Here is a 25,992-nt window from a genome sequence, read left to right on the forward strand (position 1 = left end):
GACTTGAGCCATGCTGGAATTGCGCAAGGACATCTTCGCCGACGAACGCGACGACAATCTGAAAGAAATCGGCAAGGGCACGCAGCGGCAGGATATGCTCGGGCATGTCACGGGCACCTCGAGCTATTTCGACGATCACAAGCTGCAGGGCATGCTGCATTTGAAGGTGGTTCGCAGCACCCATGCCCATGCGCGGCTGCGCCGCATCGACACCGGCGAGGCCGAGCGCGCGGCGGGCGTGCGCCGGATCATCCGCGGCAGCGACGTGCCGCGCAATCTCAACACCCTGCTCAGCCTGATCAATTTCGGTAAGGACGACGAGCCGTCGCTCGCGGTCGACAAGGTGCGCTACAAGGGCGAGCCGATCGTCGCCATCGTCGCCGACAGTCCGCGCGAGGCCTATGAGGCAATGGCCAAGGTCCGCATCGACTACGAGCCGCTATCGGCCGTGTTCGACGTCGAGGATGCGCTGAAGCCGGGCGCGCCCGTTGTCAACGAGACCTATCCGAAGAACGCGTTCATCTATCACGATATCTACGATCACCAGAAGCTGCGCTTCGGCGACGTCGAGCGCGGCCTTGCCGCGGCCGACCATGTGCTGGAGCAGCGCTACCAGATGTCGCCGATCGAGCACGCGCCGACCGAGACCAACGGCTCGATCGCCGCACCCGACACCAATGGCCGCTACATCGTCTACACCTCGACCCAGGCGCTGTTCTTCTCGCTCGACACCTGCGCCAAGATCCTCGACGTGCCCTCGAACACCTTTCACTTCATCGGCGGCACCGTGGGCGGCGGGTTCGGCGGCAAGGTCGATACGCTCACCGAGCCGCTCTCCATCCTCGGCGCCATGCTGACCGGGCGTCCGGTGCGCTACGTGTTCGGGCGCGAGGAAGAGATGCAATATGGCCCGCCGCGCGGCGCCGAGCGCATCTACATCAAGGATGGCGTGATGCGCGACGGGCGGATCGTGGCGCGCAAGATCCGCGCCTACTTCGACAGCGGCGCCTATACGCGCCTCTCCAGCTACGCCGCCGTCAAATGCGCCGCGCATCTGCCGGGCCCTTACACGATCCCCAACGTTTACGGCGACGTCTATTGCGTCTTCACCAATCGCACGCCAGCGACCGCGATGCGCGGCTTCGGCGTCACCGCGATGGATTTCGCGATCGAATGCCAGATGGACAAGCTCGCGCATCTCGTCGGTATGGACCCGATGGAGTTCCGCATCCTCAACGCCTATCGCGACGGCGACATGAAGGCGCATCGCCGCGAGGCCAAGAACTGCGCGCTGATCGAATGCGTCCAGGTCGCCGCCGAGAAGGCCAAATGGCCGATCCGCGAGGACTTCAAGCGCGCCTCCTCGCGCAAGGATGGCGGCGGCAGCCGCGCCGCGATTCCGCCGACGCCACGCGATTCCTACGCACCGGCGATGGCGCCGTCGCAGCAACGGACGACCTATGACCGCGCGCCCGCCGCCTCGCGCGAGCCGCCTCCGCCGTCACCACCGCCACCACCTCCTCCTCCGCGGCCGCAGGCGCCATCGCATGGCGCCGCCCGCTTCTCCTCCGTCTTCGGCACCAGGAGGCGCTGACCATGACCAGGCATCGCGGACGCGGCATCGCGTCGATCAACTACCCGATCGGGATGAATCTCGGCGGCGACCCCAGCCAGGCGCTGGTGCACTCCAATCCCAGCGGCAAGTTCACGGTGGCGCTGTCCTCGATCGATCTCGGCCAGGGCATGAAGTCGGTGACGCGGCAGATCTGCGCGGAGACGCTCGGCGTGCCGGTCGAGGACGTCTATGTCGACACCGCCGATTCCGATACCGGGCCGCACTGCATGGGCTCGTTTGCCTCGCGCGGCACGCATCGCGTCGGCAATGCGGTAATGATGGCCGCACGCGAGGCTCGTGGCGTGATGATGGAAGCGGCCGCCGAAGAGCTGGAAGTCAACGCCGCCGATCTCGAGACCGACGGCCGCGGTACCATCCACGTCAAGGGCGCGCCGCATCGATCCATCTCGACCAAGGACGTGGCGATCGCCGCGCAGTTCAAGCAGGGCAAGACGATCTCCGGCCGCGGCATCTTCCTGGTGCCGCTGTCCGACGTCGATCCTGAAACCGGCGAGATGTCGCCTGCCACATGCTACGCGCATGCCTGCCTGGTCGCCGAGGTCGAGGTCGATGACGAGACCGGCGAAGTCGCGATGGTCCGCATGGACAGCGCCTATGAGCTCGGGCGTGCGCTCAATCCGCGGCTGGTCGAGCAGCAACTGGTCGGCGGCGCCTGGATGGGCATCAGCCACGCGCTCTACGAGACGCCCGAGCCCTATTATCCCGACCCTAGCCACGGCCCGCGCGACTTCGTCGAATATCTGATGCCGGGGCCCGGCGACATCTGCCCGCACGATATCGCAGTACTGGAGCGCCCCGCCGCCGACGGACCGTTCGGCGCCAAGGGCCCGGGCGAGATGTGCGCCAACCCGGTGCTGCCGGCTGTGGCGAACGCGATCTTCAACGCCGTCGGCGTCCGCATCGATGAACTGCCGATTACGCCGGAAAAGGTTCTGCGCGCGATCAAGGCGCAGGGCGGCGCGCGGCCGCAGGCGCGGCGCTAGAGGCAGCAGATATGCCGGTTCGCAGCAACATCGTCGGCATCGACTCGCCAGAGGCGCTGGAGAAGGCGCTGCGCGCAGCCTACTACCTTGCCGACGACGGCATCGCGACATCAGCCTATCTCTCGCTCGCGCTCGGCAAGCCGCTGCTGCTCGAAGGCGCGCCCGGCGTCGGCAAGACCGAGGCCGCCAAGGCGATCACCGCCGTGCTCGGCCGCAGATTGATCCGCCTGCAATGCTATGAGGGCATCGACGCCGCCGCCGCGCTCTATGAGTGGAACTATCCGCGCCAGATGCTGGCGATCCGGCAGGCCGGCGACGAGACTATCGACATCTATGGCGAGAGCTTTCTGATCGAACGGCCGATGCTCGCTGCGCTGCGCGCGCCTGACTCGACCGTGCTCTTGATCGACGAAATCGATCGCGCCGACCAGGAGTTCGAGGCTTTCCTGCTCGAATTCCTCTCCGACTTCCAGATCTCGATTCCCGAGCGCGGCACGGTGCGCGCGGCAGAACATCCGGTCGTGGTGCTGACATCGAACCGAACGCGTGACCTGCACGAGGCGCTGCGCCGCCGCTGCGTCTACCACTGGATCGACTATCCCTCAGCCGAGCGCGAGGCGCGCATCGTCATGATGCGAGCTTCCAGCGTCGCCGAATCCACCGCCCGTGCCGTCGTTGCCGCGGTCGAAAAACTCAGGCGCGAACCGCTGAGCAAGGCGCCCGGCATCGCGGAAGCCGTCGACTGGGCCGAGGCGGCGACGCTCTTGCATAAGGGCGGCGCACGCTGGCCGGACGCGTTCAAGCGCTCGATCGGCGTCGCGCTGAAGGACGAGGAGGATCTGCATTTCATCTCGCCCCGGCTCGATGCGCTGATAGCGGAGGCTGCAGCGTGACCGACGAATTGCTACTGCCGCGCGCCGCACAAGTGTTCATCTCCTTCGTCGCGCTGCTGCGCCACAACGGCTTCGCCGTCGCGCCAGAACAAACCACCGCCTTCCTCGCCGCGATCGAATTGCTCGGGCCGCGCAGCCTGGAGCACATCCGCCGCGCGGGTCTCGCGACACTCGCGCCGCCGCCGGAACGGCGCGCGACCTATGACCGGCTGTTCGATATCCATTTCCGCGGTGCTGAGGCCATCGAGCGGGCCGAGGGCGAAGACGAAGACATCGTGCGCCTGCAGGAGGACGGCCGCGGCGAGGACGAACCGCCGCTCGCCGACGAGGCCAACGAATCCGGCCTCGCCGCCGCCCGCACCGAGGCGCTGGTCGAGCGCCGCTTTGCCCACGGCACGACCGGCGATGTGCTGCGCCGGCTCGCGCGCGAAGCGCCGCGGCGGCTGCCGCGTCGCCGCGGCCACCGGCGGATGCGGGCGCGCCGCGGCCCCTTCGCCGACATCCGCCGCACCTTGCGCGACAGCGTGCGCAATGACGGCGAGGTGCTGCGTCTCGGGCATCTGAAACGCCGCCAGCGCCCGCGCAAGATTCTGCTCCTGATCGACGTCTCGGGCTCGATGAAGGCGCGCACCGAGGAGAACATGAAGCTCGCGCATGCGCTGATCCAGGCCGCCCGCAATGTCGAGGTGTTCACCTTTGGCACCCGGTTGACGCGCGTCACCCGCGCGCTGCGCCTGAAGCGTCGCGAGCAGGCGCTGGACGCAGCCGCACATCTCGTCAGCGACTGGGACGGCGGCACCCGCATCGGCGACGCCTTGCAGGCATTTCTCGCCGTGCCGCGGTTCGGCGGCTACGCGCGCGGCGCCGCTGTGGTCGTGGTCTCCGACGGATTGGAGCGCGGCGACATCTCAGCCTTGCGCGACGCGGTCGCCAAATTGTCGCGACGCGCCTGGTCCCTGAGTTGGCTGACGCCGCTTGCGTGCGGACCTGACTTCCGGCCGCAGACCGAAGCGCTGATCGCGATCGCGCGTTTCGTCGATGATCTCTCCGACGGCGGGTCGAGCGCCGCCGTCGTATCGCATCTGTTGTCGCTCGGAGGAAGGAGAGCGGCATGACCGACATTGTCGACGCCCACCACCACATCTGGCGGCAGGCGGATCTCGCCTGGCTGTCCGGCCCGATGCAGCCGCGCATCTTCGGCCCCTATGAGCCGATCCGCCGCGACTATCCGATCCGCGAATATCTCGACGACCTCGCCGGCACCGGCGTGATCCGCTCGGTCTATGTCCAGACCAACTGGCCCACTGATCGCTTCGAGGACGAGGCGGCCTGGGTGCAGCAGACAGCGGGCGAGCACGGCTGGCCGCATGCCATCGTCGCCTATGCCGACTTCTCCGCCAGCGACGTGCGCCCGCAACTCGACCGCCTCGCGCGCTATCCGCTGGTGCGTGGCGTGCGCATGCAACTGCACTGGCATGAAAATCCGCTCTACCGTTTCGCCGCGCGGCCCGATCTCTGTGCCGATCCCGTGATCCGCCGCAACGTCGGCCACCTTGCTGATTATGGCTGGAGTTTTGACCTGCAGGTGTTCGCACCGCAGATGGCGGATGCCGCCGGCCTCGCCGAATCCTGCCCCGACGTGACCTTCATCCTGCAGCACGCCGGCATGCTGGAAGACCTGTCGCCGGCAGGCCGCGCCGCCTGGCGCGCCGGCATGGCAAGGCTCGCACGCTGCCCGAACGTGGTCTCGAAACTTTCGGGGCTCGGCACCTTCATCCATCGCAACGACCTCGCACATATCCGTGGGATCATTGAAGACACCGTCAATGTCTTCGGCGCCGAGCGCTGCCTGTTCGGCTCAAACTTTCCGATCGAGAAACTCTGGACCAGCTACCGCGAACTGATCGCCACCTATCGCGCGGCCACCGTGCAGCTTCGAGGTGAGCAGCGCGACGCCATCTTCAGGGCCACCGCGATGCGCGTCTATCGTATCGGATGACGGCGCACGAAGTCGCACAAAGCAAGATCAATCGGGAGGGAATGGATGCCGCTGGAAATCAAGATCCTGGACTATGGCGATATCGAGTTGGAGTCGAGCTTCCTCGTGCTCGGGCGCGACTGCGGCCGCACCCGGCGCGTGCTGACGCTCGGCTTCCTAATCCTCGGCGGCCCCCATCCTGTCGTGGTCGACACCGGCTATCGCTCCAACCAGATCATGGAGACGCTGGGCATGCGCGGCCTGCAATTCCACGAGAACATGATCGAGAACCAGCTTGCGCGTCACGGCGTACGCATGGGCGACGTGCGCTTCGTCTGCCACACTCATCTCCATATCGACCACGCCGGCAAGGACGATCTGTTTCCGATGAACACGACCGTCGTTCTCAACCGCCGCGAGCTGGAATATTCCGTGTCCGGCCTGATGCATCCGCAATATCCGGCGCCCGACATCAAGCACCTGGTCGACCGCTTGCACACCAAAGGCGCGCTGCGCTTCCTCGATCTCGAGATCACCGGCCCGATCGAACTGATGCCCGGCGTTTATTGCGACGCCGCCAATGCTCACACCGAGGGCTCGATGAATATCCACGTCCACACCGCTGATGGCATCGCCACGATCTGCGGCGACGTGATCTATGATTTCAACGACCAGATCGTGACGCCCTTCAACGAGATCCATGACTGGGAGCCGCGAACCACCGGCAACCACGGCACCAGCAAGCGCGCGGAGAAGGCCGCGATCAAGAAGCTGCTCAGCAGCTCGCGCTATCTGCTGCCGGTCCACGACCGACCCGCCAAGATCGAAGGCGGTGCAGTGGTCGGCCGATTGCACGACCAGGTGCCGGGCCCGATCGTGCAGAGCCTGCCGGAGCGCCACTGGTTCCCGGCGTGAGCGCAAGAGGACTTTAGCCGATGACGCACGTCACGCTGCGGCCGGAATTCGAGAACCTGATCGATCCCTATGCGCCGGTCGGCCAGGTGGGCACCGGCTTCGAGTTCACGGAGGGCCCGATCTGGCATCCGACCGATCATTATCTCCTGTTCTCGGACATGCCGGCCGACGTGCGCCGGCGCTGGGATGCGCGGCGCGGCATCGTCGAGGTCAGGCGCCCCTCCAACAAATGTAACGGGATGACCTATGACTCGGAGTTGAACCTGATCGTCTGCGAGCACGCCACCTCCTCGCTGATCCGCGAGCGGCCGGATGGACGGCGCGACGTGCTCGCTTCGCATTTCGAGAACCAGGAGCTCAACAGCCCGAACGACGTCTGTGTCCATTCGAGCGGCGCGATCTATTTCTCCGATCCATGGTATGGCCGCATGCCGGTCTATGGCGTCGAGCGGCCGCGCCAGCTCGGCTTCCAGGGCGTCTATCGCGTGCCGCCAGGTGGCGGCGCACCCCGCCTGCTCGTCGACCGCAATTTGTTCGAGCAACCGAACGGACTCTGTTTCTCGCCGGACGAGCGTGTGCTCTACGTCAACGACACCGTGCAGGCGCTGATCCGCGCCTTCGACGTCGAGGCCGACGGCGCGCTCGCTAATCCGCGCGTCTTTGCCAGCAACATCCGTTCAGAGTTCGAGCCCGGCGTGCCCGACGGCATGAAGTGCGACCAGCACGGCAATGTCTGGGTCACCGCGCCCGGCGGCGTCTGGGTCTATTCGCGCAGCGGCGAATTGCTCGGCAAGGTGCGCCTGCCCGAGCTTGTCGCCAATCTCGCCTGGGGCGGTCCTGACTTCCGCACGCTTTATCTGACCGCGACCCATTCGGTCTACGCGATCCCGACCAAGGTCGGTCCGCGTCACGAGCCCTATATGAGCGGCCGGCGCGGTAGCGCTGCTGCGGCTTCTTCGGCGCCCGCCCCTCACCTGACCGATGGCGAGATGCGGCTTGATCCGCAGCGCTGCGCGATGATCATCCAGGATCTGCAGAACGACGTCATCATGGACGGCGGCGCGTTCGCGGAATCAGGCGCGCCGGCGCACGCGCGGCAACAGCGCGTCGTCGACAATGTTCGTCGCCTTGCGGAAGTCGCGCGCTCGCGCGGCGTCGTCATCATCCATGTCTGGTTCATCGTCGAGCCGGGCGCGCCGGGCGTCACGCTGAATGCGCCGCTGTTCGAAGCCCTCGTCGACAGCAAGGCCATGGTGCGCGGCAGTTGGGGCGCCGCGCCGGTGTCGGGGCTCGAGCCGCGCGCGGGCGATTTCGTCGTCGAGAAGATGCGCATGAGCGCCTGGGAGGGCACGCGGCTGGAAACCATCTTGAAGGCCACAGGCCGCGACATGATCATCAATACGGGTGCCTGGACCAACATGTCGGTCGAGCACACCGCCCGCACCGGCGCTGACAAGGGCTATTTCATGATCGTGCCGGAGGATTGCTGCTCGTCCATGAATGCGGACTGGCACAATGCCTCGATCAACTTCGCGCTGCAGAACGTCGCGGTCGTGACCAACGCCGACACCGTCATCAAGGCCCTGGAGTGAAAGGCGCAAGGGGTGCCCAAGCTCCTTCATCTCGCCTGCTCGCCGCGCGCCGATTCGGAATCGGCAGCCGGCGCGCGCATCTTCCTCGAGCATTTTCGGAAAGCGCGGCCGGACTGGGACATCGACCTGATGAACCTCTGGAGCGATCATTTACCAGAATTTTCCGGCGCGATCCTCGATGCCAAATACGCCCGGCTGAAGGGCCAGGCTTTCACTGATGCCGAGCGTGACGGCTTCGCCGCCGCCGAGCGCATCGCCTTGCGTCTCGCTCTCGCCGACCGCGTGCTGATCTCGACACCGATGTGGAACTTTGGCATTCCTTACAAGCTCAAGCATTGGCTCGACGTCATCATCCAGCCCGGGCTGACGTTCCGTTTCGATCCGTCGCAAGGTTATCTGCCGCTGCTCAAAGACCGGCCGACGCTCGTCATCCTCGCCAGCGGCAGCGACTTCATCACCGGCATGAATCGCGGACGCATCGATATGGCGACGCCCTATTTGCGCGAGGCGCTCCGCTTCATCGGCATCAGCAGCGTGCGTTTCGTGCCGATCGGGCCCACCACCGGCCCGGCCGACCCGATCCGGATCGCGCGCGAGCATGCCCATCGCCGCCTCGCCGAGATGGCCGCGAGCTTTTGATCAGGTGATCCCGAGGGAATGGATGCCGATCATTCCCGCCAACACGGCGAGCGCGACTGCGCTCAACCTGTAGCCGATCACAGGCCCGATCCTGTCGCCAAGCCCATGGCGCAGCGAACTGCCGAGCAAAATCCATCCGGCGCCGACCGTGACAATCTGGGCTGCCAACGCTGCGAGCCAGGGCAGCAGTTCGAGAGGACCGATCGCCGATGGAAGGATCGTGAAGGCAAAGATGATCGCCTTGGGGTTCAACAGCGTCGTGACGAAGACCCGGCCAAAGGTCACCGGAGCGGCGTTGCCCACCTGACGGGCTCCGTGACGCCAGAGCATCGCAGCCAGATAGATGAGATAGATCACGACGGCGATCCGAAGGCCGATCCCGAACTCGGGTACCGTCGCGATGACCGGGCCCAGGATGGATCGCAGCAAAACGATGGCGAGCAGGTAACCGCTCAGCTCCGCCGCCAGCAGATGGGCCGAGCGACATGGTCCGACGCCGGCTCCCGATGTAGCAAGCAACGTATTGGTTGGGCCTGGCGTTGCCAGCAACGACAGCGTGGCCGCGACGAAAGTAACCTTGTCCATTGGCCCATTTATCGCGACTTCGAGCGATGCCGCCTTGATCTCGATCACGAATTGGTCGATCGAGTGTGGACTGGTCGTCAGATACCGATGCGGCTATCCGCCATTTTTTCTAACGATTTCAACGTGATTTGCCGCGTCCAGACCTTCGCACAAAAATAAATCGCTTAACCCGTCGGGCAAATCAGTGATTTAACTCCGCGCGTCTCAGCGCGAATGAGGGGCGGGTCGCGATCGTCACGAACGTTGCGGTGAGATGCGGTGGACGGGAGTGTCACGACTGACGAGCGTGGCACTCACGGACGGCGAAGTCGTGTGGTCCTGGCGCCCCGACGCTGGCGCTAAGTTTTTTTTTGCGCGAAGAAATCCGCGCGAGAGGCGATGGTGGCAAGAAAGCCCGGTCACCAAGGAGAGCACGAAGGAAACCGTAACACCATCGCGCAGGGAAAGCCGGAATGCTTCGGTTGAACCTGTGGTCCTACCCCCGTGCTTTTTGTTGCACGGGACCCACGGGTGCAACCAGCACCCGGCTTTCCCTGCGCCCTCTGATATCGAAGAGGGTGAAACCAGATGCAAACCTCGGGCAGCGAATGCCGCGAGAATGCGTACTCACATCCCCTCCGTTGTTTGACAATTGAATCAGATCTCACCTCGTCATTGCGAGCGTAGCGAAGCAATCCATCGCGCCGCGTGTGGAGGCATGGATTGCTTCGCTCCGCTCGCAATGACGAGGATAGAGCAGCGCGCTCGCACCTATCCCCTCACCCTGAGGAGACCGCGCAGAGAATCGTAGGGTGGGAAAAGCGAAGCGTACCCACCATTGAGCACTTCGCCCGTGATGGTGGGCACGCTTCGCTTTGCCCACCCTACGGCTTCTCGCGCAAGACTCTCACGAGATCAAGCTTGCGATCCAGCCCTTCTTCTCGCCTGCTTCCGCCGGAGCCGCATCCGTCGTCCCGCCCGCTGCAGCGGCGAAGCGCGTGAAGAATTCGCCGGCGAGCTTCTTGGCCGTGGAATCGATGAGCCGCGAGCCGAGTTGCGCGAGCTTGCCGCCGATCTGCGCATCGACCTCGTAATGCAGCACCGTGACATCGACGCTTTCCGCCTCCAGCCGCACTGTCGCGCCGCCCTTGGCGAAGCCGGCGACGCCGCCGGAGCCTTCGCCCGAGATGCGATAACTGTTCGGTGGATCGAGATCGGACAGCGTCACCTTACCGCCGAACGAAGCCTTCACCGGTCCGACCTTGATGACGACGGTCGCGGTCATCTCGGTTGGCGACGTCATCTCCAGCGACTCGCAGCCGGGAATGCACTGCTTGAGCACCGCGGGATCGTTCAGCATCGCCCACACCCTTTCCTTCGATGCGGGGATACGCTGGCTGTCGTTCATCTGCATGAGTAGGTCCTCAATGATATCAGGCGGAAACCGGCAAGCGCTGGCCGCGCCGCCGCTCGATCGTGATCTCGGCCAGGATTGACATCGCGATCTCCTCCGGCGTGATGGCGCCGAGGTCGAGGCCGGCCGGAGCCTTGACGCGGTCAACCAGCGAAGCGTCCACGCCCTCGCCGATCAGCTTGGCGCGCAGCGAAGCCATCTTGCGTCGGCTGCCGACGAAAGCCTGATAGCAGGCATCGATCGCGACCGCCGCGCGCAAGGCGGCTTCATCACCCTTTCCCTGCGTCGACACCACGATGAAGCGCTTCGCGTCATTCAGCTCGCCCAACTGGAAACCGTCGATCCGCTCGTCGGCATCGGGCACCGCGGCAACATCGACGGCGGGCGCGGCGAGCGTGACGTGATAGCCGAGCGTGCGCGCCTGCGCAGCCAGCGACAGCGCCACCGGGCTCGCGCCAAGGATGATGAGCGAGGGATGCGGCAATACCGGCTCGACGAAAATATCCATCGTACCTTGGCTGGGGCACATATTGCTGGCGAAGCGGATGCCGCCGCGGCTCTCGCCGGCCTTGACGCCGAGCTCGGCGAGCAGGTCCTGCGGCTGCACCGACACCATCCGCGGCACGCCATCGGCGAGCGCCTCACGCGCCGCCTTCAACACCGCACTGCGCGCGCAGCCGCCGCCGATCCATCCCGCAACGATGGTGCCGTCAGGCGCGATGATTGCCTTCGCGCCGGCCTTCGCCGCCGTCACCGAAACCGTGCGCACCACCGTTGCGAGCACGAAGGCCCGCTCGGCCGATTTCATCTGCGCGACCAAATCCATGACTTCGACATGAGCGGTCATCGGATAACTCCCGTAAAGCGTTTTCGAGCGAAGTGGACACCGGTTCGCGTGAAGAAAACGCGTCAAAACAAAAATCTAGAGCTTCGCCAGATAGGGCTCGAGCGCGCGCAGGCTCTGCAGCGTATTGGCCGGCGCATAGACATCAACATGCGGCAGCGCCGCCTTGATGCCGAGCGCTTCCGGCGCATAACCCTCCCAGGCCATCATCGGGTTGAGCCAGACGATGCGGCGGCAGCGCCGTGCAAGCGCAGCCATTTCACGACCGAGCAGCGCCGCATCGCCGGTCTCGTAGCCGTCGGATACGATCATCACGCAACTGCGCGAATGGATCACGCGCGCGGCGTGCCAGCGGTTGAACGTCTGCAGGCTCTCGCCGATCTTTGTGCCGCCGCCCGCGCCCTGCGCCATGATCGAGAGCCGGTCGAGCGCGCGGCCGGCGTCCTTCTCCTTCATGGCGTCGGAGACGTAAGCGAGACGGGTATGAAACAGGAATGCCTCGGCCTCGCGGAATTCGTCGAGCACGCCGTGGATGAAACGCAGGAACACGCTGGTGTACATGCTCATTGAACCCGACGCATCCAAGAGCACGATCAGCCGCAGCGGCTTGTCCTTGCGCTGCCGCTTCACCAGGCTGATCGGCACGCCGCCGTGATTGATATTGCGGTGGATGGTGCGGCGCAGATCGAGCCGATAGCCGCGCCGCCGCGCAAGATCCCGCCGCGTCAATCGCGTACGCATGACCTTGGCGAGTTGCGCTGCAGCCTCATGCGCCTGCGCAACCTGGTCGGGATCGGCGATCTTGCGGAAATCGACCTCGGCGAGATTTTCCGCGCGCGAGGCGCCTTCCATCCGTCCCTCACCGCTGCGTCCTTCGGGCACATCGTCGGACGACGGCACCTGGTCAGTCGCGGATTGGCCACCGCCCGGCGCAGGTTGGCCCTCCTGCAGGCGCTTGAGCGACGGGCTGTTCGCTGCCTGCCCCGACGCCATCGTCCGCGACCGCGAACGCGCCCGTTTGCCGAGCCAGAACGCATCGAACAACCCGTCGAATTTCTCCCAATCCGACTTCCGCGCCGAGAACAGATGCTTGAACGCCGACCGCAACAATCCCGGCCGCGCCGCATAGCCTTCGGCCATCAGCGCCGCGGCATCGCGGCCCTCGGCAAGGCCGATGCGAAAGCCGTTGTCGCGCAGCGTGCGGAGAAAGGCTGCAAGCCGACCCGAGACCAGCCGCGAGACCTCGTCGATCTCCTCAAAGCCCGGATTGGTGCCACAGCAGCTCATGCGACCTTCCCTAGCAGGCGCTGTGTCACCTCAGGTGCGAAGCGGGCGCGATCCTCATGAGTCTTCAGCAGGCAGATCAACGTCTCATGCACCGTCTCCGGCGCATCATTGAGATCGCGGATATCGAGGCCGACCAGCGCCGCGGCCCAGTCCAGCGTCTCGGCGACGCCGGGGACCTTGCGCAGATCCTCCTTGCGGATCGCCTGCACCATGCGCGCGATCTGCAGCGACAGCGACGGGCTCACATGCGTAATTCGCGCCAGGATGATCCGCGTCTCGCGATCGACATCGGGGTAGTCGACATAATGATAGAGACAGCGTCGCCGCAACGCATCCGAAAGCTCGCGCGTGCCGTTGGACGTCAGCACGACATGCGGGATCGTCACGGCGGAGACGGTTCCGAGCTCGGGGATCGAGACCTGAAAGTCCGACAGCAGTTCGAGCAGGAACGCCTCGAACTCGTCGTCAGCGCGGTCGATCTCGTCGATCAGCAGCACCGGCGCCTGCGCGCGGCGGATCGCAGCGAGCAGCGGCCGTTCGAGAAGATACTTCTCGGAGAAGATCCGGTCCTCGACTGCATCGGCATCCTCGCCTTGATGCGCCTGGATCGCAAGGAGCTGCCGCTGGTAGTTCCATTCGTAGAGCGCGGCCGACTGGTCGAGTCCCTCATAGCATTGCAGGCGGATGAGCTCGGTCGAATACGCCTGCGCCAGCGCTTTCGCGACCTCGGTTTTGCCGACGCCCGCCTCGCCTTCCAGCAGCAGCGGACGCCGCAGCAATCGCATCAGCGAGATCGCGGTCGCCAGCTCCGCATCGGCGATGTAACCCGATGCGGCCAGCGCTTGCGCGATCTCCTCACGTCCCTTCATCTAGGCAACCGCTCCGAGAGTCTTCGCCGCCTTCCAGTTGCGCCAGAAGTCATGCGGCATCTGGATGTGGGTCGAGCCGAGGAACGAGAAGGCATCGTTGACGGCGTTGGAGAACGCCGGCACGCCGCCGACATTCGGGCTCTCGCCGACGCCCTTGGCGCCGATCGGATGATGCGGCGATGGCGTCACCGTGAAGTCGGTCTCCCAATGCGGCGTCTCGACCATGGTCGGCATGAAGAAGTCCATGAACGAGCCCGTCACGACGTTGCCGGTGTCGTCGTAGCGGATCTCCTGGCCCATCGCGATCGCGAAGGCTTCGGTAAGCCCGCCATGCACCTGGCCCTCGATGATCATCGGGTTGATCCGCGTGCCGCAATCGTCGAGCGCATAGAAGCGCCGGACCTTGTACACGCCGGTATCGACGTCGATATCCATCACGCAGAGATAGGCGCCGAACGGATAGGTCATGTTGGGTGGATCGTAATAGCTCACCGCTTCCAGCCCCGGCTCCATGCCCGGCGGCACGGAGTTGTAGGCGGCCCAGCAGATATCCTTCATCGACATGAACTTCTCCGGCAGGCCCTTGACCCGGAAGCCGTCGATATCGAACTCGAGATCATCTTCATGGACTTCGAGCTTGTAAGCGGCGATCATCTGCGCCTTCGCCTTGATCTTGCGCGCCGCCATCGCGATCGCAGCGCCTGCGACCGGCGTCGAACGCGAGCCGTAGGTGCCGAGCCCGTATGGCGCGGTGTCGGTGTTACCCTCCTCGACCATGATGTTGTCGGCGGGAATACCGATCTCGGTGGCGATGATCTGAGCCCAGGTGGTCTCGTGGCCCTGGCCCTGGCTCTTGGTCCCCATGCGCGCGATGCCCGCACCGGTCGGGTGCATGCGGATCTCGCAGGAGTCGAACATCGCAATGCCCAGGATGTCGCAATTCTTCGACGGGCCGGCGCCGACGATTTCGGTGAAGAAAGAGACGCCGAGCCCCATGATCTCGCGGGTTTCGCCGCGCTTGAAGGCCGCGCGCTTGTCCGCCTGCTCCTGGCGGAGTGCGGCGTAGTCGGTCGTCTCCATCATCTTGCGCATGGCGGTGTGATAGTCGCCGGAGTCGTACTGCCAGCCGAGCGCCGAGTGATAAGGAAACTGCTCCGGCTTGATGAAATTCTTCAGCCGCAGCTCAGCAGGGTCGATGCCGAGCTTCTGCGCCAGAATGTCCATCGCGCGCTCGATGCAATAGGCGGCTTCGGTGACGCGGAAAGAGCAGCGATAGGCGACGCCGCCCGGCGCCTTGTTGGTGTAGACGCCATCGACAACCAGATGCGCAGTCGGGAAGTCATAGGAGCCGGTGACGATGTTGAAGAACCCCGCCGGCCATTTCGACGGGTCGGCGCAGGCATCGAACGCGCCGTGATCGGCCAGCACATGGACGCGAAGGCCGGTGACCTTGCCCTCCTTCGTCGCCGCGATCTCGGTCGTCATGTGATAGTCGCGCGCAAAGGATGTCGCGGTCAAATTCTCGATCCGGTCTTCGACCCATTTCACCGGCTTGCCGGTGACGATGGAAGCGACCGCCGCACAGATATAGCCGGGATAGGCGCCCACCTTGTTGCCGAAGCCGCCGCCGATGTCAGGCGCGATCACGTGGATCTTCTGCTCCGGCAGCTTGGCGATCAGCGACACCACGGTGCGGATCACATGCGGGGCCTGGAAGGTGCCCCAGATCGTCAGCTCGCCCTTGACCTTGTCAAAGGAGCACACGCACTGGCAGGTCTCGAGCGGCGACGGATGAGTACGGTGATAGGAGATCATCTCCTTGATCGTGACCTCGGCCCTTCGGAACGCCGCATCGGTCAGGTCCTTGTCACCGACCGTCCACTCGAAGATGTGGTTGTGATGCTTGCGCGGCCCATGCGCGCCCGTGGTCTTGCCGGCGAGGTCCTCGCGCAGCACTGGCGCATTATGGTCCATCGCCTTGAACGGATCGACCAGCGGCGGGAGCGGCTCGTATTCGACCTCGACCTTGTTGATGCCATCGTCGGCGGCGTAGCGGTCGGTCGCGACCACGAAGGCCACCTCCTGGTTCTGGAACAGCACCTTGCCGTCAGCCAGCACCATCTGCACGTCGCCGGCGAGCGTCGGCATCCAGGCGAGGTTAACGGTCTTCAGCGTCTCGGCGGTGATCACCGCGAGCACGCCCGGGACCTTCAGGGCCTCTTCAGTCTTGATCGCCTTGACGCGCGCATGTGCGTGCGGCGAGCGGACGAAATCGCCATGCAGCATGCCCGGCAGCTTGACGTCGTCGACATAGTTGCCCTTGCCTTGCGTGAAGCGGATGTCCTCGACACGCTTGCGCTTGCAGCCCATGCCTTCGAGCGCGGCGGTGCGTTGTTCCCGCGTGGGAGTCATGTCGTTCATTCCGCGGCCTCCTTGAATTCGACATTGTTGAGCTTGGCGGCGGCATACTGGATCGCCCGAACGATGTTCTGGTACCCGGTGCAGCGGCAGAGATTGCCTGACATGCCCATGCGGATGTCCTGCTCGCTCGGCGACGGATTTTCCTGTAACAGCCGGTGCGCGCGCATGATCATGCCGGGCGTGCAGAAGCCGCATTGCAGGCCGTGCATCATCCGGAAACCTTCCTGCAGCGCCGAGAGCGAGCCGTCGGGGTTGGCCATGCCTTCGACGGTGGTGATCTCGGAGCCGTCGGCCTGCACGGCGAACACCGTGCAGCTCTTCACCGACATGCCGTCGAGATCGACGGTGCAGGCGCCGCAATGGGTGGTCTCGCAGCCGACATGGGTGCCGGTGAGCTGCAGATTCTCGCGAATGAAGTGCACGAGCAGCGTCCGCGGCTCGACCAGCCCTTCGACCTCCGCGCCGTTCACTTTCATGGTCACATGCGTCTTTGCCATCTGTTCTCTCCCTCTATGCCGCACGGCCAGCGGCGCGCTGCAGCGCGCGCATCACCATGATGCCGCCGACATGCTTGCGGTATTCGACCGGACCTCGGGCGTCGGCCGCCGGCGCCATGATCGCTTCCGCAGCGGACGCGGCTTGCTTCAGTGTGGCCGCATCGAGATTGCTGCCGATCGCAGCGTTGGCAGCGTCCGTCGCGAGCAGCGGCGTCTCGTGCAGATTGGTCAGCCCGATCGCGCAGGTCGCGACCTTGCCGCCTGCCATGGTCAGCACGACGGCTGCGGCAGCGGTGGCGTAATCGCCAACCTTGCGCTTCAGCTTCTCGTAGGCATAGCCGTGACCGGCCGGCGGCACCGGAATGGAGATCGATGTCAGGATTTCGCCGGGCTCGAGCGCGGTGAAATAGGCGCCCTGATAGAATTCGCTCGCCGCGACCTCGCGCTCACCACCGGGTCCGCTCAGGCGGAAATTTGCGCCGAGCACGATCATCAACGCCGGCATGTCGTTCCCGGGATCGCCATTGGCGACATTGCCGCCGATGGTGCCGAGGTAGCGCACCTGGGGATCGGCGATCAGGGCCGCCGCCTCCTGCAGGATGGGCAGAGATTGCCGGATTGCCGCAGAGGCCAGCAGCTCGTGCTGGGTGGTCATTGCCCCGATCACGATCGTGTCGCCGTCGCGGCGCATGCCCTTGAGATCAGCGACGCCGTGAAGATCAACCAGATGAGTGGGCGTGGCGAGCCGCAGCTTCATCATCGGCACCAGGCTGTGCCCGCCGGCCAGTGGCCGGGCGTCGTCGCCCAGATCGGCCAGCAATTTGACCGCGTCGGCCAGGGTTGCCGGCCGGTGATAGCTGAAAGGTCCCGGGATCATCGTTTCCTCCAATCGTCCTTTGGCGCCGGTCGGGCGCGTGGACGTTGGCGGGACGGTCTCTCCGGTTTTTCCCGACCGCAATCGTTCGGGCACGGAATGGGGTTTTTCGCACGAAATGCGGATGGCGGGACACGAATTGCGTCAACCGCAGCGACCTATTGGCCGGAGCCGGGCCTAGGCATGGCGACGGCTGAGACCGAGTCGCGCCTTGACCTCGGCGATCTTGGCGCGGCTGACGGGCACGCGATGCGGCGAAGTCCCGTCGAGCTCGATGATCGCGCCATCGCCCTCCCTGCGGACGAAGGCCACATGCGGGATCGCGACGATGTGGCTGCGATGCACCCGCATGAACAGAGCGGGATCGAGCTGCGCCTCGGCCTCGGAGATCGACCACGGACACATCCGCTCCCGAGTCCCGTCATGCACCCGGGTATAATGCGCATCGGCCCGGACGCTGCGCACGTCAGCGATATCTATAAAGTGCGTGCCGTCGGCCCCCTCCACCGGCAGCCGCGGCGCGGGCGCCGAACGGGGCGGCCGGCCGACACCGGCGAGCGGCGCCGCGCTCAGCCGCGGTGCAACAGCGGCAGCCGCGACCGTTTCGGGCACGAGCGCATCGGCAGGCAACACGACCTCGCCGGCCATCGCCGGAACCAGATTCTGGCGGCGCGGATCCGGCACCAGCGACAGCAGGAAGCCAGCCGCGATCACGAAGCAGAGCACGGCAACGATGATCGAAAGGATTTGTTGCGACGCAGCAAGTCCGCCGCCGAGATGCTGATGCGTCCCCGCCGCAAGCGGTGCGAAATGCATCCCCGCCATCGCCGTATAATGCATGCCGGAGACGGCAACACCGAAGGCAATCGAGCTGACAACCAGTCGAAAGCCTTCCTGCTGCGCGAGGAAGGCGCGCAGGCCGCCATAGGCCGTCACCATCGCGACGATCACCGATAACAGGACGAATGCGTCGTCGTGCTCGATCATGAAACGACCGGACAGACCGTGGATGCCGACGTAATGCATGCTGGCGATCCCGGCGCCGAGCAACACGGCCGACGAGGCCACGCGCCTGAGCGACGGCTCGCCGATGCTGACGAAGAACAGGGAGATGCCGACCACCAGCGCGCAGATCAGAAAGGAGATGATCGTGGGCAGGACCAGATAGACGGTGTCGGGCGGCAGCGGGGCCGCCAGCATGCCGACGAAATGCATGGTCCAGATGCCAACAGCCAGAAACGCGGCGGCGCCCGCGAGCAGGATGCGGTTGCTGCCTCCCGGCGTGCCGCGAATCCGCGCCGCCAGGCTGAAGCCCGTATATCCACCCAGGATCGCGATCGCCACCGACAGCGCGACGAGATAGGGATCGTGTCCTTCGAACATGATCGTCTCGGCCGCCCGTCTCCACGGGCTGGCCCCTCCCTAGCCTCCCTACATAACCGGACAGTTAGAGACAGTCTACCGCTGCAGCAACGCCCTGTTCCCTTCGCAGATGCGATGTCATCTCGAAAAGCCTATGGTTGCGCGTGCACGTTCAATTGCGAAAGACATCGTCACGAACGTTGTCATTTGGTAACCAAGTAACAGTTGGCCGCACACAAGGAGACGAACCCATGCAAAAGGTCGCGCCGTTCGGGGCCGCCATCCTCATCCTGCTTCTGACGATTCCGCCAAGCCATGCCGGTCCCTGCGAGGACTCGATCGCGCGCGTTCAAGCCCAGGCCGATGCCGCGATCGAGAAACGCGCCGGCGCCGGGGGTTGGCAGAAGGAGAGTCTCGACGCGACGCGCAACTACCAGCCGACGCCGCGATCGATCGCCGCCACCGAAGGCAAATATGGGCGGCGTCTCCAACGCGTGCTCAATGCGCTCAATCTTGCCCGTGCCGCCGATCGCGCAGGGGATGCCGCGCAATGCAACGCCCAACTCGACAAGGCCACACGTGCGCTCGCGGCGGCGCGATGAGCCGTCACAGGTGGCCGCACGGCGTGCGACTGCCAAATGAGCGTAGCCGGAGGCCTAGCCGTTAACGGAGCGCGCGCCACTGAGCCGGCGTACTTCCCGCGATCCGCTTGAACACCGTGGTGAAATGAGCCTGGGTCTGGAATCCGACGCTCAGGGCAACCTCGACGATCGTCATCGTCGTGTGCCGAAGCAGTTCGTCGGCGCGGCGGATGCGCTGTCGCAGCAGATATTCGTGCGGCCGAAGGCCAGTCGCGATCCGGAATTGCGAAGCGAAATGCATCCGGCTCAATCCCGCAACGACTGCCAGATCCGAGAGCGTGATCTTCTTCGACAGATGGCTGTCGACATATTCGGCGACACGCTTCAGCCGCCACTTCTGCAATCCCCCGACCGGTCGCTCGGCAGGAACCGTCGTGACAGCTCGATCATTGACGAATGACCCGTTCTCGGCCTGCAACCCAAGCAACCTGATGGCCACGGCGAGCCGCAGCGCATCGGCGCGAATTCCGGCATGGCGGTCATAGGCCTGCCCGGTGTCCGCGAGCGCATCCGACAGGCATTTGATGACGGGATCCTTGAGCCGTTCGATCGCGGCCTTGTGCTGGAAGACATCGAGGCTACTGGCGGCGTTCAGCAGCGCGGCGCGCTCAGCTGCATTCCCTTCCGCATGACCTTGTGCTGCGATCGCGAGCACGAGGTGCAGGCGTTCAAACGCAAGCGCCATCCTGTCATCGACGACAGGACGGCCGGGCAGCAGCACCGCGGCCTGCGTCGACTTATTGAGACGTTCAGCTGCGGCTGTCTTGCGGTGATATGGTGTTTCATGGACAGTCGCGTGAACCGGCAGACCATCGTTGAAGTGAACGTTGTCATCTCGTCGAAGCTGAATCTGCGGCATGGTACCATCTCTCTGTCGCCATGGTGACCGTACGCCGGAAGGCCTGTACACGTTACCAATCGAGAGATCACTCTTCCTTGAGCGTCTCTCCTCGGAGCGGCCGCATTCCGACTTGTGCCTTGGAGAATATCTAGCACCGCCGCTCGCTCCATTCTACGGGCGTTTTCACGTACGTATATTGTGGGGCTAAGGCGATCATACCTTGGTATCTGCTGCGTGCGTTCGACGGGTAGGGCGTGCGTTCTTGAAATACCGTCGCGGAAGGCGGGAAGTAACTTTTCGGAGAGCTTAACCTCCGGAGAGCCGTCCTATGACAGGTCCGCTTCGGTCGAGGCGAAACCAGCTTTCGCGCACGTCCGGACGACGATCCCTAATCGCCGCACTCGCTGCTTGCATTTCGCTGTGGCTCGCCGTCGAATCGATTTCGCTCGAACCCGCGACCGCGCAGGCAGCGACGCCTGGCGTGCAGCCATTTCCGAACCTCGCCTCGCCGCTCGGTTCGGCAACGGGTTCCGCCATCCGGCCGGCAGGCATTCCGCTGGGCTCCACCGAACTTGCAACACCCGGCACGAGCCCGGTGCTGCCGCAATCCGGCGCCGCCATGAGTTTCGGAAACGAAAACTGTTTCACCGCCAGCAAACCGGGAGCGGTTTTCGATGGCGGCGGGCTGTCGGGACATTCCTCGGCCGGCTGCGGCGCGCACGGCACGACGAGCATCGTGCGTCCCATGACGTCGACATCGTCATCCGTGGGACCGATCGGAGTTCCCTTGGGCTCGACTGAACTCGGCAGTGCGGGTCTCAGTCCGGCGCTGTCGTTCCCGTCACCTGCGTCATCGCCAGTAGGCTCTTCGCCTCCGGCCGAAGCGCTACCTTGTCCGGCCGATGGCACGACAACAACGACGGCGGCACCAGGCGGCTGTTGAGACAAACACATTTACGAGGCATGCCGTGAAGCGAAAGATCGCGATCGCAGTGGCCGTTCTGCTCGTGGTGCTGGCGGGCGGCGGGTTCTGGCACTTCAAGCGCCCGCTGACGTCAGAGCAAGCCGCCGCAGTGCCGGAGCCGGCGCCGATCCCGGTGGTCGCGACGACCGTCGCCAGCAGCAATGTCCCGATCTATCTGACCGGCGTCGGCACGGTGATCGCCTACAATACAGACTTAGTGCGCAGCCAAATCCAGGGACAGATCACGCAAATCACCTTCGTCGAAGGACAAACCGTCAAGGCCGGCGATCTGTTGGCGCAAATCGATCCGCGGCCTTATCAGGCGCAGATCGAGCAACTGACCGCGAACCTCGCCCGCGACAACGCGCAGCTCGAGAACGCACAGGCCAATCTGTCGCGGTACACCCAGCTCGGTAACAAGGGCTATGCCACCCCGCAACTGATCCAGACCCAGCAGGCGCAGGTAGCGCAGTTGCAGAGCGCGGTGAAGGCGGATCAGGCCCAGATCGACGAGGCCAAGATCCAGCTCAGCTACACGCGCTTGACCTCGCCAATTCCCGGCGTGACCGGCGTGCGCCAGATCGACGTCGGCAACATCATTCACCCGACCGATCCGAACGGCCTCGTGGTCGTCACCCAGATCGAACCGATTTCACTGATCTTCACGCTGCCGGAAAGCTATCTGCCGCGAATCCAAGAGGAGATGGCCAAGGGTCCGCTGAAGGTGATCGCCTACAGTCAGGACAACAAGATCAAGCTGGATGAAGGCAAGCTGCTCCTCGTCGACAACGAGATCGTGCAGACGACCGGCAGCATCCAGCTCAAGGCCGAATTCCCGAATGCCGCGCATCGGCTCTGGCCCGGCCAGCTCGTCAACGTCAACCTGCTGCTTGAAACCCGCAAAGACGGGCTGACCATCGCCGCTTCCGCAGTCCAGCAAGGCCAGAACGGCTCCTATGTCTACGTGGTGACGCCGGATGGGACCGCGCAGTTGCGCTCCGTGAAGGTCGGCCAGATCAGCCAGGGGCAGGCACTGATCGATGACGGACTCAAGGCCAATGAGACCGTCGTGGTCGATGGCCAATACAGATTGCAGCAGGGCAGCCGCGTCAAGGAATTGCACGGCAAGGCCGCAACCGAAGCCGATCTGCAAAGCTCGGTGCAGAAGGCCATTCCATGAACCTCTCGGCGCCTTTCATCGCCCGGCCGATCGCGACCGTCCTCTTGATGGCCGGGCTGTTGCTGTGTGGACTTGCCGCCTATCCGCTGTTGCCGGTCGGCGCACTGCCGAACGTCAACTACCCGACGATCCAGATCTCGGCGCAATTGCCCGGCGCCGACCCGCAGACGATCGCATCTTCTGTCGCGACGCCCCTCGAGCAGCAATTGAGCCAGATCCCCGGCGTCACGCAACTGACCTCGTCGAGCGCGCTCGGCGTGGCCCAGGTAGTCGTCCAGTTCGAGCTCTCGCGCACGGTCGACAGCGCCGCCGTCGACGTGCTCTCGGCGATCAATGCCGCAAGCCCCTATCTGCCGCAGAATATTCCCTACCCACCGACGATCCGGAAAGTGAATCCGGCCGAGACGCCGATCATGCTGATCGCGCTGACCTCTGAATCGCTGCCGATGACCACGGTCGATGCCTATGCCGAGAACATCCTGCTGCCGAAGATCTCGCAGATTCCCGGCGTCGGCCTGGTCGGCATCGGCGGTCAGCAGAAGCCCGCCATCCGCATTCAGGTCAATCCGCAGGCGCTCGCCGCAAGAGGAATAAGCCTTGAGGATGTCCGCACCGTCATCGCCGGCGCCAATGTCGATCTGCCGAAGGGAACGCTCAACAGCCCGCGCGTGACCTACACGCTCAACACCAACGATCAGTTACTCAATCCCGCCGCCTATGACGAACTGATCATCGCCTATCGCAACGGCTCTCCGGTGCGGATTCGGGATATCGGCAAGGCGATCGAGGCTCCGGAAAACGACCTGCTGGCCGGGTGGTATGACAAGCAGCCGGCGATCATCCTCGCGGTCCAGCGCGTGCCCGGCGCCAATGTCATCGAGACCGTGGACCGCATCAAGAAGCTATTGCCAACGCTTCAGGCATCCATTCCGCCCGCGATCAAGGTGACGATCGCGGCCGATCGCACCACCACCATCCGCGCCGCCGTCGCCGACGTCCAGTTCACGCTGATGCTGACGGTAGCTCTGGTGGTGATGGTGATCTTCCTGTTCCTGCGCAATCTCTGGGCAACCGTGATTCCCGCTGTCACCGTTCCGCTATCGCTGATCGGCACCTTCGCGGTCCTCTACGTGCTCGGCTACAGCCTCGACAATTTGTCGCTGATGGCGCTGTCGATCGCGGTCGGCTTCGTCGTCGACGATGCTGTCGTCGTCATTGAGAACATCGTGCGCCATCTCGAGAAGGGCCTTACCCCAATGCAGGCCGCACTCAAGGGTTCGGCCGAAATCGGATTCACGATCGTCTCCATCACCCTGTCGCTGATCGCGGTGTTCATCCCGCTGTTCCTGATGGGCGGCTATGTCGGCAAGCTGTTCCAGGAGTTCGCGATCACGATCACCGCCTCACTGATACTGTCGCTCGTGATCTCGCTGACACTAACACCGATGATGTGCTCGCGGCTCCTGAAGGACGACAGCCACAAGAAACATGGCAGAATCTACCTCGCCTTCGAGTGGGGTTTCGATTCCCTGCTCGCGCTTTATGCCCGCGGCCTGAAGGTCGTGCTGCGCCATCGGTTCGTTACGTTGATGGTGATGCTGAGTACGATCGCGCTGACGGGATTTCTCTACGTCGTCATTCCGAAAGGCTTCTTCCCGCAGGAAGACACCGGCCAGATCGTCGGCATCACCGAAGCCGCGCAGGACATCTCGTTCCCGGCCATGTCCGAGCGGCAGCAGGTGCTGGTCGACACGCTGCTGAAGGACCCCGCGATCGATTCGGTGGCGAGCTATATCGGGCCGGGCGGGCCGACCGCGACGCTCAATCAGGGCCGCATCTTCATCATGCTGAAGCCCAAGCCACAGCGCAAGGCGAGCGCGGACGAGATCATCAATCGGCTGAGGCCGCAGCTCGCGCACATCCAGGGCATCACCCTCTACATGCAGGCCGCGCAGGACATCACCATCGGCGCGCGGCTGTCGAAGACCCAATATCAGTACACGTTGACCGACGCGGATTCGAACGAGCTGACGCATTGGTCGGCCATCTTCCTAGAACGGATCAGGAGCCTGCCGTTCGTCACCGACGTCGCCAGCGATCAGGCCAACGCCGGTCCGATGCTGGACGTCACCGTCAATCGCGAGATAGCGTCGAGCTTCGGCATCCTTCCCTCCGCCATCGACAACACGCTGGATGACGCCTTCGGCCAGCGCATCGTCTCGACCATGTTCACCGCGCTGAACCAGTATCACGTCGTGATGGAGGTCTATCCGAGCTTCCAGTACGGGCCCGAGGCGCTGAAGGACATCTACGTGAATTCCGCGAGCGGCCAGCAGGTCCCGCTCAGTCAGCTCGTCAAGAGCGGGATCAAGCCGGCGCCGATCTTGATCAACCATCAGAGCATGTTCCCGTCGGTCACCATCTCTTTCAACCTGAAGCCCGGCGCGTCGCTCGGCGAGGCGGTGGCCGGCATTCAGAAGATCGAAAAGGAAACCGGCAAGCCGCCCTCGCTCGCGACGTCGTTCCAGGGCAACGCGCAAGCCTTCCAGTCGTCGCTGTCGGGCACCCCGCTGTTGATCGGCGTGGCGCTGATCGTCATCTACATTATTCTCGGTGTGCTCTATGAGAGCTTCATCCATCCGATCACGATCCTATCGACGCTGCCTTCGGCGGGCATCGGTGCGCTATTGCTGCTGATGGCCGTGCGCATGGATCTCACCGTCATTGCCATTATCGGCATCATCCTCCTGATCGGCATCGTCAAGAAGAACGGCATCATGCTGGTCGACTTCGCGCTCGAGGTCGAGCGCAATGAGGGCTTGAGCCCGGAAGAGGCGATCTATCGGTCCTGCACCATGCGGTTCCGGCCGATCCTGATGACGACCATGGCGGCGCTGCTCGGCGGCGTGCCGCTGATGGTCGGAACCGGCACCGGGTCGGAGCTGCGCCAGCCGCTCGGCTACACCATCGTCGGCGGCCTGATGCTGTCGCAGGTCCTGACCCTGTACACGACCCCGGTGGTCTATCTCTATCTCGACAGGCTGGGCCAATGGCTCGGCAGTATCGGCAAGCGTCCCGCCAAGAAAGTGGTCGCGGCAGCCGCAGAATAAGGAAGCGGATATGGATGCACGTGAATTATTGAAGCTCGACATGACCGCGGAGACGATGATCATCGTGACGCCGGAACTGACGGTCGGACATTTCGTTCCAGGCATGCCGCGGGTCTATGCGACGCCGATGATGATCCTGCACATGGAGATCGCCGCAGGTGCCGCCATCTCAGCGGCGCTGCCGAAGGGATTTGTCAGCGTCGGCATGGAGGTGAACGTCCGCCATCTCGCTGCAACTCCGATCGGCCAGACCGTGCGCGCGACCGCCCGCGTCACCGAGCTCGATTCCAGGCACATCCTGTTCGCCGTGGAAGCCTGGAACGAGGAGCGCAAGATCGGCGAAGGCACCCACCGCCGCGGCATCGTCAACGTCGCAGAATTTGAGAAGCGGTTCGGCGTGAATGAGAATGCGGCTGCGTGAGTCCTCTTTAGCGGAGCACGAGACCAGATCTCGGGACCTCCACCTCGCCCCCGCTTGCGGGGAGAGG

The 25,992-nt window shown here is 64.3% G+C and carries 23 protein-coding genes; 13 read left to right on the top strand and 10 right to left on the bottom strand.

All coding sequences use genetic code 11. The annotated features are described in order from the left end of the window. The first annotated feature begins 10 nt into the window (after positions 1-10). The 8 genes from AC5ZG5_RS22100 to AC5ZG5_RS22135 are packed head-to-tail and all read left to right on the top strand — an operon-like array spanning position 11 to position 8,636. A complete protein-coding gene (locus AC5ZG5_RS22100) occupies positions 11-1,594 on the top strand; it encodes a xanthine dehydrogenase family protein molybdopterin-binding subunit (RefSeq protein ID WP_456642710.1) in 1,584 nt (527 codons plus the stop codon). A gap of 2 nt (positions 1,595-1,596) precedes the next feature. Then, a complete protein-coding gene (locus AC5ZG5_RS22105) occupies positions 1,597-2,619 on the top strand; it encodes a xanthine dehydrogenase family protein molybdopterin-binding subunit (protein WP_130231828.1) in 1,023 nt (340 codons plus the stop codon). Positions 2,620-2,630: 11 nt separating this feature from the next. Further along, positions 2,631-3,512, top strand: a complete 882-nt coding sequence (locus tag AC5ZG5_RS22110) for an AAA family ATPase (RefSeq protein ID WP_456642711.1) — start codon at positions 2,631-2,633, stop codon at positions 3,510-3,512. Then, positions 3,509-4,627 (top strand): vWA domain-containing protein, encoded by a 1,119-nt coding sequence (locus tag AC5ZG5_RS22115; protein WP_456642712.1) that lies wholly within the window; start codon positions 3,509-3,511, stop codon positions 4,625-4,627. Before AC5ZG5_RS22110 ends, AC5ZG5_RS22115 begins: the two co-directional genes overlap by 4 nt. After that, entirely contained in the window at positions 4,624-5,511 is an 888-nt protein-coding gene (locus AC5ZG5_RS22120) for an amidohydrolase family protein (RefSeq protein ID WP_130231425.1), read from the top strand. Before AC5ZG5_RS22115 ends, AC5ZG5_RS22120 begins: the two co-directional genes overlap by 4 nt. 45 nt (positions 5,512-5,556) lie before the next feature. Next, positions 5,557-6,405, top strand: coding sequence for an MBL fold metallo-hydrolase (locus AC5ZG5_RS22125; protein WP_456642713.1), 849 nt, complete (start codon positions 5,557-5,559; stop codon positions 6,403-6,405). 20 nt (positions 6,406-6,425) lie between these two features. Continuing rightward, positions 6,426-7,997: an isochorismatase family protein gene (locus AC5ZG5_RS22130; protein WP_456642714.1), complete on the top strand. Its 1,572-nt coding sequence runs from the start codon at positions 6,426-6,428 to the stop codon at positions 7,995-7,997. Positions 7,998-8,009: 12 nt separating this feature from the next. Further along, positions 8,010-8,636 (top strand): FMN-dependent NADH-azoreductase, encoded by a 627-nt coding sequence (locus AC5ZG5_RS22135; protein WP_456642715.1) that lies wholly within the window; start codon positions 8,010-8,012, stop codon positions 8,634-8,636. Here the strand turns inward: AC5ZG5_RS22135 and AC5ZG5_RS22140 are convergent, their stop codons facing one another. From AC5ZG5_RS22140 to AC5ZG5_RS22180, 9 genes are all read right to left on the bottom strand, one after another. Beyond that, positions 8,637-9,269, bottom strand: coding sequence for a LysE family translocator (locus AC5ZG5_RS22140; RefSeq protein WP_456642716.1), 633 nt, complete (start codon positions 9,267-9,269; stop codon positions 8,637-8,639). It abuts the gene before it with no gap. Between the two features lie 838 nt (positions 9,270-10,107). Next, complete coding sequence (locus tag AC5ZG5_RS22145; RefSeq protein ID WP_456642717.1) at positions 10,108-10,614, bottom strand: SRPBCC family protein; 507 nt, start codon at positions 10,612-10,614, stop codon at positions 10,108-10,110. Positions 10,615-10,633: 19 nt separating this feature from the next. Further along, complete coding sequence (locus AC5ZG5_RS22150) at positions 10,634-11,461, bottom strand: XdhC family protein (RefSeq protein WP_456642718.1); 828 nt, start codon at positions 11,459-11,461, stop codon at positions 10,634-10,636. A gap of 75 nt (positions 11,462-11,536) precedes the next feature. Further along, positions 11,537-12,745: a vWA domain-containing protein gene (locus tag AC5ZG5_RS22155; RefSeq protein ID WP_456642719.1), complete on the bottom strand. Its 1,209-nt coding sequence runs from the start codon at positions 12,743-12,745 to the stop codon at positions 11,537-11,539. Then, complete coding sequence (locus AC5ZG5_RS22160) at positions 12,742-13,614, bottom strand: AAA family ATPase (protein WP_456642720.1); 873 nt, start codon at positions 13,612-13,614, stop codon at positions 12,742-12,744. The genes AC5ZG5_RS22155 and AC5ZG5_RS22160 overlap by 4 nt, the downstream gene beginning before the upstream one ends. After that, positions 13,615-16,035 (bottom strand): aerobic carbon-monoxide dehydrogenase large subunit, encoded by a 2,421-nt coding sequence (locus AC5ZG5_RS22165; RefSeq protein WP_456642721.1) that lies wholly within the window; start codon positions 16,033-16,035, stop codon positions 13,615-13,617. Continuing rightward, entirely contained in the window at positions 16,032-16,532 is a 501-nt protein-coding gene (locus AC5ZG5_RS22170; protein WP_028162161.1) for a (2Fe-2S)-binding protein, read from the bottom strand. The genes AC5ZG5_RS22165 and AC5ZG5_RS22170 overlap by 4 nt, the downstream gene beginning before the upstream one ends. 13 nt (positions 16,533-16,545) lie before the next feature. Beyond that, a complete protein-coding gene (locus AC5ZG5_RS22175) occupies positions 16,546-17,409 on the bottom strand; it encodes an FAD binding domain-containing protein (RefSeq protein WP_456642722.1) in 864 nt (287 codons plus the stop codon). Between the two features lie 174 nt (positions 17,410-17,583). After that, entirely contained in the window at positions 17,584-18,789 is a 1,206-nt protein-coding gene (locus AC5ZG5_RS22180; protein ID WP_456642723.1) for an MHYT domain-containing protein, read from the bottom strand. A 230-nt stretch (positions 18,790-19,019) separates the two neighbouring features. Between AC5ZG5_RS22180 and AC5ZG5_RS22185 the strand changes: the two genes are divergently transcribed. After that, entirely contained in the window at positions 19,020-19,370 is a 351-nt protein-coding gene (locus AC5ZG5_RS22185) for a hypothetical protein (RefSeq protein WP_456642724.1), read from the top strand. Between the two features lie 61 nt (positions 19,371-19,431). Here AC5ZG5_RS22185 and AC5ZG5_RS22190 read toward each other — a convergent pair whose 3' ends face one another. After that, positions 19,432-20,268, bottom strand: a complete 837-nt coding sequence (locus AC5ZG5_RS22190) for a helix-turn-helix transcriptional regulator (protein ID WP_456642725.1) — start codon at positions 20,266-20,268, stop codon at positions 19,432-19,434. A 310-nt stretch (positions 20,269-20,578) separates the two neighbouring features. Here AC5ZG5_RS22190 and AC5ZG5_RS22195 point away from each other — a divergent pair, with 310 nt between their 5' ends. The 4 genes from AC5ZG5_RS22195 to AC5ZG5_RS22210 are packed head-to-tail and all read left to right on the top strand — an operon-like array spanning position 20,579 to position 25,925. After that, complete coding sequence (locus AC5ZG5_RS22195; RefSeq protein WP_456671151.1) at positions 20,579-21,193, top strand: hypothetical protein; 615 nt, start codon at positions 20,579-20,581, stop codon at positions 21,191-21,193. A gap of 25 nt (positions 21,194-21,218) precedes the next feature. Beyond that, positions 21,219-22,394, top strand: a complete 1,176-nt coding sequence (locus tag AC5ZG5_RS22200; protein WP_456642727.1) for an efflux RND transporter periplasmic adaptor subunit — start codon at positions 21,219-21,221, stop codon at positions 22,392-22,394. Further along, the gene (locus AC5ZG5_RS22205; RefSeq protein WP_456642728.1) at positions 22,391-25,504 is read left to right on the top strand and encodes an efflux RND transporter permease subunit; all 3,114 of its coding nucleotides are present in this window, start codon (positions 22,391-22,393) and stop codon (positions 25,502-25,504) included. The genes AC5ZG5_RS22200 and AC5ZG5_RS22205 overlap by 4 nt, the downstream gene beginning before the upstream one ends. 10 nt (positions 25,505-25,514) lie before the next feature. Then, positions 25,515-25,925, top strand: coding sequence for a thioesterase family protein (locus AC5ZG5_RS22210; RefSeq protein WP_028162156.1), 411 nt, complete (start codon positions 25,515-25,517; stop codon positions 25,923-25,925). Positions 25,926-25,992: the final 67 nt, after the last annotated feature.

The sequence above is a fragment of the Bradyrhizobium sp. Ses1 genome, from assembly GCF_059512365.1.

Coding starts and splice junctions, on each gene's coding strand:
- AC5ZG5_RS22100 (WP_456642710.1), top strand. CDS start 11: ATGCTGGAATTGCGCAAGGACATCTTCGCCGACGAACGCGACGACAAT.
- AC5ZG5_RS22105 (WP_130231828.1), top strand. CDS start 1,597: ATGACCAGGCATCGCGGACGCGGCATCGCGTCGATCAACTACCCGATC.
- AC5ZG5_RS22110 (WP_456642711.1), top strand. CDS start 2,631: ATGCCGGTTCGCAGCAACATCGTCGGCATCGACTCGCCAGAGGCGCTG.
- AC5ZG5_RS22120 (WP_130231425.1), top strand. CDS start 4,624: ATGACCGACATTGTCGACGCCCACCACCACATCTGGCGGCAGGCGGAT.
- AC5ZG5_RS22125 (WP_456642713.1), top strand. CDS start 5,557: ATGCCGCTGGAAATCAAGATCCTGGACTATGGCGATATCGAGTTGGAG.
- AC5ZG5_RS22130 (WP_456642714.1), top strand. CDS start 6,426: ATGACGCACGTCACGCTGCGGCCGGAATTCGAGAACCTGATCGATCCC.
- AC5ZG5_RS22145 (WP_456642717.1), bottom strand. CDS start 10,614: ATGCAGATGAACGACAGCCAGCGTATCCCCGCATCGAAGGAAAGGGTG.
- AC5ZG5_RS22150 (WP_456642718.1), bottom strand. CDS start 11,461: ATGACCGCTCATGTCGAAGTCATGGATTTGGTCGCGCAGATGAAATCG.
- AC5ZG5_RS22155 (WP_456642719.1), bottom strand. CDS start 12,745: ATGAGCTGCTGTGGCACCAATCCGGGCTTTGAGGAGATCGACGAGGTC.
- AC5ZG5_RS22160 (WP_456642720.1), bottom strand. CDS start 13,614: ATGAAGGGACGTGAGGAGATCGCGCAAGCGCTGGCCGCATCGGGTTAC.
- AC5ZG5_RS22165 (WP_456642721.1), bottom strand. CDS start 16,035: ATGAACGACATGACTCCCACGCGGGAACAACGCACCGCCGCGCTCGAA.
- AC5ZG5_RS22170 (WP_028162161.1), bottom strand. CDS start 16,532: ATGGCAAAGACGCATGTGACCATGAAAGTGAACGGCGCGGAGGTCGAA.
- AC5ZG5_RS22175 (WP_456642722.1), bottom strand. CDS start 17,409: ATGATCCCGGGACCTTTCAGCTATCACCGGCCGGCAACCCTGGCCGAC.
- AC5ZG5_RS22180 (WP_456642723.1), bottom strand. CDS start 18,789: ATGTTCGAAGGACACGATCCCTATCTCGTCGCGCTGTCGGTGGCGATC.
- AC5ZG5_RS22185 (WP_456642724.1), top strand. CDS start 19,020: ATGCAAAAGGTCGCGCCGTTCGGGGCCGCCATCCTCATCCTGCTTCTG.
- AC5ZG5_RS22190 (WP_456642725.1), bottom strand. CDS start 20,268: ATGCCGCAGATTCAGCTTCGACGAGATGACAACGTTCACTTCAACGAT.
- AC5ZG5_RS22195 (WP_456671151.1), top strand. CDS start 20,579: ATGACAGGTCCGCTTCGGTCGAGGCGAAACCAGCTTTCGCGCACGTCC.
- AC5ZG5_RS22205 (WP_456642728.1), top strand. CDS start 22,391: ATGAACCTCTCGGCGCCTTTCATCGCCCGGCCGATCGCGACCGTCCTC.
- AC5ZG5_RS22210 (WP_028162156.1), top strand. CDS start 25,515: ATGGATGCACGTGAATTATTGAAGCTCGACATGACCGCGGAGACGATG.